Raw genomic sequence first — 1,696 nt, forward strand, 5'->3', positions numbered from 1 at the left:
GGGGGGTGCCCCTATCTGTTTCGTCAACCTCGGTGGGGTCGGCTTGTAGGGGTTGATCCTGGCTTTCGGGAACGTCCCGCGAAGCGGGATGTTCGCGGCGGATCGGGTGGCTGATGGGCAGCCCGGTGGCCGGCAGGGCCGCAGTGGCCGTACCGGTGCGCGGGTGTGATGGGGCCTGGAGGGTAGGGGTGGTGGAGTCGTCAGGCGGCGAGGTCGACGTCGCCCGGGGTGCGTGCTTCGTAGAGGGCCCCGGTGCGGATCATCGCGTGGATGACGTTCACGCGCTGGCGGGCCAGGCGCAGGATCGCCTGGGTGTGGGTCTTGCCGCGTGCGCGTTGCCGGTCGTAGTAGATCCGGGAGGACGGGTCGGCTTTGCAGCCGATCGCGGCGAACGCGGCCTGGAACAGGGCGCGTTTGAGGAGCCGGTTGCCGCGGTGGGGTGCGTGCTCGCCGCGGATGGAGGTGCCCGAGGACTTCGTGGCGGGCGCGAGTCCGGCGTAGGAGGCGAGGTGTCCGGCGGTGGGGAAGCCGCTGCCGTCACCGATCGCGACGATCACGGCCGCTGTGGTCCTGACGCCCAGGCCGGGCAGGGAGGTCAGGAGGTGGAAAAGAGGGAGGGCCTCCAGCAGGGCGGCGATCTCCTGCTCGGCCTGGCGGCGCTGGGTGTGGGCGGCGGCGAGCTGGGCGGCGAGTCCCGGCACGATCAGCGCGGATGCCTCGGTGCCGGGAACGACGAGGGTCTGCTCGGCGAGCGCGTCGAAGATCTCTGCGGTGAGGTGGTGGGCCTTGCGCGAGCCGTGTGCCTTGAGCAGGGCCTCGCAGCGGGCACGGCCCAGCTTCTTCAGCCTGGCCGGGGAGCCGTGGCGCTGGAGGAGGGCCTGGATGTAGGGGTAGGCCAGGCGGGGGCCGAGGACGCGTTCGAGGGAGGGGTGGATCTGGGAGAGCAGGCCGCGCAGCCGGTTGGTTGTGCGGTTGACCTCGCCGGCCAGGTCGTTGTCGTAGCCGGTGAGCATGGTCAGCTCGGCCAGCACCTCGTCGTCGCGGTCCACCGCACGCAGGGTGTGCGGCATGGTGCGGGCGGTCTCGGCGATCACGTAGGCGTCGCGGGCGTCGGTCTTGGCCTCGCCGGGATGCAGGTCGGCGGCCCGCCGCATCGACAGCCCGGGCAGGTAGGCCACCCGGCAGCCGGCTGCGCGGGCCGCCGTCAGCGGCAGCGCGCCGATGTTGGCGACCTGGTCCACGATCACCAGAACGGTGCCGAACTTCGCCACCAGCCTGGTGAACAGTTCCAGCAGTTTCGGCTCGGTGTTGGGCAGCCGCTTGTCATGCACGGTTCTGCCGTCCTGGGTCCGGCCGTGGGCGTGGTGGAACTCCTTGCCCAGGTCCAGGCCGAGGAAGAGATCTATCGCGGTCGTGTCGACCATGTGCGTGTGCCTCTCGCCACTCGTCTCCTCAACTCCCGGCCGTCCCTGCGGCACCACACGCCGGCAACCACGTTACGCAGACATGCCGCCCGTGAAGCGGCCCGGCATTGCGCCGGACCAGGCGGTCGTCAGGCCCCTCATCAGCGGTCAAGCGGTGCCCCGAAGCCCGGCGGCAACACCCCCCAGGTCATCCGTACGACAGGGGGCACACAGCCATACCGGACCCGGGGGCCAGGCGCCCCATTGCGGGGCCACGGAAAAGGTAACGGGGC

The 1,696-nt window shown here is 71.0% G+C and carries 1 protein-coding gene; it reads right to left on the bottom strand.

The window, feature by feature from the left end; all coding sequences use genetic code 11:
• Window positions 1–200: 200 nt before the first annotated feature.
• Window positions 201–1,424: an IS110 family transposase gene (locus AB0J04_RS46055; protein ID WP_363174718.1), complete on the bottom strand. Its 1,224-nt coding sequence runs from the start codon at window positions 1,422–1,424 to the stop codon at window positions 201–203.
• Between the last annotated feature and the right edge of the window lie 272 nt (window positions 1,425–1,696).

Origin of the sequence: Streptomyces sp. NPDC050263 (assembly GCF_040655955.1) — a bacterium.
Classification (GTDB): Bacteria; Actinomycetota; Actinomycetes; order Streptomycetales; family Streptomycetaceae; genus Streptomyces.

Bases quoted from the DNA above. Each gene is read 5' to 3' on its own strand.
- AB0J04_RS46055 (WP_363174718.1), bottom strand. From the start codon at position 1,424: ATGGTCGACACGACCGCGATAGATCTCTTCCTCGGCCTGGACCTGGGC.